Source organism: Kaistella sp. (genome assembly GCF_032060305.1).
GTDB classification, from domain to species: domain Bacteria; phylum Bacteroidota; class Bacteroidia; order Flavobacteriales; family Weeksellaceae; genus Kaistella; species Kaistella yananensis.
Genome location: NZ_DAMBHK010000097.1, coordinates 1 through 6941 on the forward strand (window position 1 = coordinate 1; position 6941 = coordinate 6941).

Here is a 6941-nt window from a genome sequence, read left to right on the forward strand (position 1 = left end):
TTTAAAATCACCATCCTGAATACCCGAAAACTGCTGCTCAAGCTCCATTAAACATTTGGCGACAGCACCAAATCCCGAGGCAGAGCTTGCAATTCCCGAACTGTGGGGAAAAGTATTTTCGGTTTTTATAATGTATTTCCCTTTCAGAATCCAGGGAAGATACTCTTCGATATTTCTAAAATATTTTTCAATTTTTTCAGCAAATTTGGGTTCTTCATTGCCTGCAAGAAACGTTTGTACAGAGAATTCTTCATCTGCCAAAAACTCCATCGAAGTATTTGTTTTACAGTTATTTAACGTGTAACTGATGCTTGGATTGGCGGGAATCTGGTTTTTATACTTTCCCCAATATTTGATGAGCGCAATATTCGACGGGCAGCTTGAAACCACTGTTTGGGTGGAGATGCTGTAGTTTTTATTTCCTGTAAATTCGTTCATTTTTCAATTAATTAAGTTGCATTACGCAGTATACAATTTTTCGATCAACGCTGCATATTTCTGCATTACCACATTTCTTTTCACCTTTAGCGTGGGTGTAATTTCGCCGGTGTTGATCTCGAATTCCGCCGGCATCAGTACAAATTTCTTCACTTTTTCGAAACCGGACAGGCTTTTCTGTATTTCTTCGAGTTTTTCGCGGTAAAATTCTTTTACTTTTTCCGAATCCACGATTTCCTGCCAGGTGGTAAAGGGAATGTTCATTTTTGGAAGCTGCTCTTTCAGCGCTTCAAAATTCGGAATAATCAACGCAGTTACAAAAGGCTTATCCTCCGCCACAATCATTGCCTGATTGATAAAATTATTGTTTGAAAGTAAATTTTCAATAGGTTGCGGCGTGATATATTTTCCGTTGGCCGTTTTCATTAAATCTTTGATTCTGTCGGTAATGTACAGATTTCCCTTTTCATCAAATTTACCTGCATCTCCGGTTCTGAACCAACCATCTTCCGTGAAAACCTCGGCTGTTTCTTTCGGTAATCTGTAATAACCCTTCATCACTCCGCTTCCTTTGGCCAGAATTTCATTATTCTCACCAATCTTAAGCTGCGTATCACCCAGTGGAGTTCCGGCGCTTCCGTGCTCATACTTAGTAAACGGAAAAGCAGTTAATGTAGCAGTAGTTTCCGTAAGTCCATAACCCACCGTCATATGAATACCCATCGCATCGAAGAACTTGGTTACTTCCGGGGATACTGAAGCGCCGCCGCAAGGCATAAACCAAAGTTTTCCGCCCATTTTTTTCTTTATTTTGTTGAAAACCAGAAGATCAGCGATGTTATTTTTAAATCCAAGACTAAAAGGAACGGGTTTTTCGAGCCGCTTTAATTCTGAAACCTGAGTTCCTACATTTATTGCCCAGTTAAAAATCTTCTTCTTAGAATCTGAACCATTCTGAACCATTTCGTTGACGCCGGCATAAATTTTCTGATAAAATCTTGGCACCGCACACATCATGGTAGGTTTTACTTCGGTTAATGCGTGGGCGATAAGCTTGGTATTTTCCAGGAAATATACTTTTGCACCGCCGTACAGTGCCAGCAATGTCCAGCTTCTTTCGAAAACGTGCGTGAGCGGAAGAAAAGCAAGTGAAGTTTCATTCTCGAAGTTTTTAAATTTGAAAAATTCGAAATGCGCCTTAATCGAGTTGTGGAAATTACCGTGCGTAAGCATTACTCCCTTCGGTACGCCGGTAGTTCCGGAAGTGTAAATAATGGTCGCCAGATCATCGTCTTCTTTTTTAACAATATCAAAATGTTCTTCCGCTTTCTTGATGAAATCTTCAAAATAAATGCTTCGGTCTTTTTTAATCCAGATGGCTTTTTTTGAAACAACAATCTGCTGCAGCGTGTTCTCTTTATTAAGAATTTCGAAAGCGGCATCATACTGTTCCTGGTTGCCGACCAATATAATTTTAACTTCAGAATCATTGATGATGTATTCTGCCTGCGAACCGTTGTTTGTAGAATAAATCGGCACGGTAACTGCGCCAAGAGAGAGAATCGCAAGATCGAAAGTAATCCATTCAGCGGAGTTATCGGAGTAAATTGCTACCCGGTCGTTTGCAGAAATTCCGGCTTCTTTCAATGCATTTGCTGTTTTGAAAACCATCCTGCGGAAATCGAGCCAGTGTATTTCTTTCCATACGTCCTTCTTTTTAAAACCTATCGCAGGTTTTATGGAGAACTTCTCTGCATTTGTATTCAAAAATTCTGCGAAATTCATCTTACTCTTTTTTACTTTTTTTATCAGTTCTGTAATTTTCCAGGTGGAAATCGATGCTGTCATTCACCGGAATGAACTTAAATCCCAGCGTCTTTACAATTTTATCATTACTTACATTGCTCATTCTTGTAACTGACTCTGTGTTAACTTTATCTACCATTCTTAAAGGCGAAAAAAGCCATCCAAAAACAAAGTTCAAAACTCTGCCGACCGTAAGCAACGCTGAAGGAATAATTTTCGGGGAAGAAAGTCCCATTTTTTGTCTTACATACGACGCTACCTCCGCGTACCGTTTATTTTCTGAAATCAGGATAAAGCGTTCGTTAAAAACATTGTTATCCATGAGTTCGATGGATGCCTTTGCCACATCGCGCACATCTACATAGGACGCTCCACCAGAAAAAGTACAAGGTCTCGCCAAATTCTGAAAAAGCAGTCCGCTGCTTTGCGTCCAGTTTCCGCTGCCGATGATGATTCCCGGATTTACAATTACGGTGTTCAAACCTTCCGCGGCCGCGCGCCAAACTTCCATTTCAGAAAAATGTTTGGAAACGGCATAGGCAGAATGATCTAATTTCTGGTTGTAATCTGAATTTTCATCGGTTTCATCTTTTTCATTCACACCATCAAGCACCGCAATAGAACTTACAAAACAGAATTTCTTCACCTGACTTCCTTCGCACGCATAAAGTAAATTTCTGGTTCCTTCGATATTGGTATGATACATCCTGCGCTGATCGGCGGGATGAAAACTTACCGTCGCGGCGCAGTGATACACTTCATCAATCCCAATCATGGCAGTTTGCAGCGAATGAATGTCTTCAAAATCAACATTCATCCATTCAATTTTATTAAAGTAATCGTCAGGATTTTCGGTATAAAACTGAAAAGAATGGCGAACCTCCTCCAAATTACTGGATCTCCGCTTTGCCGCACGCACGATTTTCCCGCGTTTCAGCAGTTCTAAAACGATAACTCTTCCGAGAATTCCTGTTGCGCCGGTGACCAGAACCATAAATTTGGATATTTTACAAAAATACTCATAATAAATTCAAGCTCAAACTTAAAAATATAATAAAAAACCCCGCAAAAGTTTTTTTTGCAAGGTTTCTATTATTATTAAAAATTAAATCCTTTTAATTACTTGGGCTGCGACTGCTCATCAATAATTTTCTGAAATTCGCGCCAATCGTAGTAATGAAATACTTTTCCGTTGGTCATCGCTACAAAAACGCCGTTTGGAAATTTGGATCCGAGATTGACATTGACTACTTCTGAACCGTCACTTTCCTTTGTAGAAACCGGAATTTCTGCAATTCTGGAATGCTGGTTCGCATTTCCATTGTCGCCTTCGCGCCTGTAAACGTTGAAGGTATTGGCCTGCTGATTTGAAATCAAAATATATCCTTTTCCGTTGCCGGTGTCATAAATCGAAATTCCCTCCACATCTTCTTTAAAATCTTTTTGCCCAAAAAGTGCGAGTTCCTGATTGCCTTTTGCCGGATCTGCATAATATTTGCGAACACCAAATCCTTCATCAGAATAATAAATAAAGCCCAGTTCATCATCTACGGCAATGCTTTCAATTTCTTTTTTACCGCTGAAATTTCCGAACTTCCGTACCACTTCGCCAGTAACTTTCCCGTTGTTTTCTGAAAGTTTGTACTGCCAAAGGTAAGTTCCGTCCGGGCCGAATTTTCTGCCCACAATGGCGAAAATTTCTTCAGTATGGGGATTTTTATAGATTGAAATTCCCATCGGGTCGCGATCAGTTTCGCCTTCAAAAACACGAATTGCCCCAATTTCTTCCATCGAGGGAACTTCGTAAATCCTGATCTTATTCTGCTGTCTTTCCGTGGTAACTGCTATATCGATTTTTTTACCCTGAAAATTAAATCCGTATTCGACATCTACGTTGTTAGGACGCTTTAAACCCGGCACTTTGTTCACGATTTTTCCATTTAAATCAAATACAAAAAGGCCGCCTTCCGTTTCTTTGTCGGTTCCGATAATTAAAGATTGGGAAGCATCCTGTGGATTGATCCAGATCGCGGGATCATCGGTATCAAAATTTACCTGTTCCGTGATCACTGCTGGTTGAACCTTTTTATGCAAATTTAAAGATGTACACTGTACCAATGCAGTGCAAAATGCGATATAAAAAAATGTTTTTTTCATTTTACGAAATATTAAAAAAAGCGGATTGCTACGCTCTCCTGTTGAAATATAGAAAATAGTAATTAAAAGTCAAACTTGAAACCGAAAGTATATCTCGGCATATAGTATTCCATCTGTGCCGTTCTGTTCTTTACACCCTGATAGTATCTCAAAGGCTGGTTGGTAAGGTTGTTAGCCTCCACGAAGAACCTCATCCATTCCTTGATTGCGTAAGATGCGTTGAAATCCACAAAAGTCTGCTTATCATAGTAGCGGTCCTCGAAAGCATCTGCACCAAGTTCATCAAGATAAGCTGCAGCATGGTTCAATGAAATTCTTGCGGAGAATTTCTTGTTTTCACAAGCCAACGAAGCATTGAACATATGTGGTGCCGTACCAGGCAACATAAGGCCTTCTCTTAAAGTTCCATCCGCAGCGTAAATTCCTTTTGCTTCAGATTTGGTGTAGGTATAGTTGGCGTAAAGATTAAAGAATTTCGCAAATCCAGGAAGGAAATCGAGCTGCTTTTGTACAGCCACCTCGAAACCGTAAACGTTTACACTTTCTCCATTTTTCGACTGAAGGAATGTATAATCCTCTCCCTGCACCAAAACATTGGCAACATCCGGAAACTCTGCAGAGAATTTATCGTAACTGAATCTATTGTCCCTGTAATCGTAGATGAAATCATTGATCTTTTTGTAGAAACCACCCAATGAAATCAAACCTACAGACTTGAAATATTTTTCAGCCATCACGTCAAAATTGTGTGCATAAGATGCTTTCAGGTTCGGGTTACCTGCAGAAATATCGTTGTCTCCCGGAATAATGCTTACGAAAGGCGAAAGTTTGTAATAGCTCGGCCTCGCCAAAGCGGTGGAATACGCTGCACGAAGAACCAGATTTTCAACTGGCGTATATTTGAACGCCAGGCTTGGTAAATAGTTGGTATAATCGTTTTTGATCTGGCGGGTTCCTGTCAAATCTTCTTCATCCTCAATGACGTTCCCGGTGTAGTCGATTTGCGTGTTTTCAAGCCTTAAACCGGCAATCATCGAGAATACATCGCTAAAATTCTGATCCCAACGCAGATATCCGGCATAAATATTCTCTTTGGCTTTGTAATTAAGACCTAAATATTCTGCGGGTTCGTCACTCTCTGTGAACATGGCTGAGTTTTTCAGATTTAAACCGCCCAAGTGCTCTTTGCTTGCAAACCATCCCGGAACGTACTTTTCGCTTGGATTATAATTTTTCCCGTTCCAAAAAACGCTGTTCACCTTATCCAAAGTATAATATAAAGTATTGGAAGCTACAGGTTTGTAATCGAAGAAATTATTATCTCTTTCTTTAGTTTTGATTCTCGCTTTACCACCGATTCTCAAACGGCCTTTCTGCTCGCTGATGATGGAGAAAGGGAATCTGAAATTCAGTTTACCCGTAATTTCGTCTTCAAACGTCATCCCGTTTTGCTCGGTTAGGGTTCGGAATTTAAAATCTTTCAAAGCGGGCTGAGTCACCGGTTTAAGTAAAGGCTGCTCCTCGCTGTCAAAATTTTTATCAAGCTCAACGCCTTTCACCTGATAATCTGTATATCTTTCGTTTGGCCTTTGTTCTTCGGCTCTGGAGTAGGATGCACCCCAATCCATATCGATTTTTGAGCCGATGATGTGATCACCTGTAATGAAATAATTCTGCATGATCTGGCGCTCAAGCCTTGAACCTTTGTTCAGATCATTCCCGATTCCGCCTTTGGTTTGCGCTCTTAAATCCGCTGTATAACCCAGAAATTCACCGGTATTTTTGTCAAAATTTTCTTTTACGCTGTTAAAACGAAGCCTGTAACGGTTTTCCAGATCGTCTCTCCAGTTGTAAAGTGCGCCCAAAGTAAGGGCATTCTTACTGTCGATCTTGAAATCAAGGTTTGCACCTACAGATTTCCGTTCACGCTTTACATCGTATTTTCTGATGTCCATTTCACCTATGAAAGCCTCTGAAGCTTTACCTTCTTTCCAAACCGCTTCTACATTATCAGAACCGTAATCCTGTAGGTTATATGAACCGTTCAACGCAAGCCCTACAGCACCGCCAAAGAATCTGTTTCCGTAGAAAAACCCGTTGTTGAAGGCAAATTTGTTACGGATTGGGTTGAAGCCTGAAGCAGTCGTTAATGAAAGTCTTTCCTTATTGGTCGGTGTTTTGGTATTCAAGTTCACCGAACCACCGATGGCATCAGCATCCATATCTGATGTCAGAGTTTTGTTCACCTCTATCAGTTGGATCATATCTGAAGGGATAAGGTCCATCTGAACTTTTCGGTTATCGCCTTCCGCCGAAGGAATTCTGTTTCCGTTCAGTGTTACAGAGTTCAGCTCCGGTGCAAGACCGCGGATGATGATGTCGCGCGCTTCGCCCTGGTCGTTCTGCATCGTGATTCCAGGTACACGCTTTAAGGCATCACCGATATTGGAATCCGGGAACTTACCGATTTGCTCCGTAGAAATAACGTTGGTGATATTAGGATTGTTTTTCTGGGTATTTAACGCTCTTGCCTGGCTCTG

The 6941-nt window shown here is 40.7% G+C and carries 4 protein-coding genes and 1 pseudogene; all 5 read right to left on the bottom strand.

The genetic code is table 11. The features are described 5' to 3' along the window. Positions 1-438, bottom strand: a pseudogene (locus V5N63_RS10810) (diphosphomevalonate decarboxylase); the annotation flags it as partial. 21 nt (positions 439-459) lie between these two features. Continuing rightward, positions 460-2223 (bottom strand): AMP-dependent synthetase/ligase, encoded by a 1764-nt coding sequence (locus V5N63_RS10815; protein ID WP_332033952.1) that lies wholly within the window; start codon positions 2221-2223, stop codon positions 460-462. A 1-nt stretch (position 2224) separates the two neighbouring features. Next, complete coding sequence (locus V5N63_RS10820) at positions 2225-3238, bottom strand: NAD-dependent epimerase/dehydratase family protein (RefSeq protein WP_332033953.1); 1014 nt, start codon at positions 3236-3238, stop codon at positions 2225-2227. A gap of 125 nt (positions 3239-3363) precedes the next feature. Continuing rightward, positions 3364-4401 (bottom strand): phytase, encoded by a 1038-nt coding sequence (locus V5N63_RS10825; RefSeq protein WP_332033954.1) that lies wholly within the window; start codon positions 4399-4401, stop codon positions 3364-3366. A gap of 62 nt (positions 4402-4463) precedes the next feature. After that, on the bottom strand, positions 4464-6941 hold a 2478-nt coding region (locus tag V5N63_RS10830), incomplete at its 5' end, for a TonB-dependent receptor (protein ID WP_332033955.1).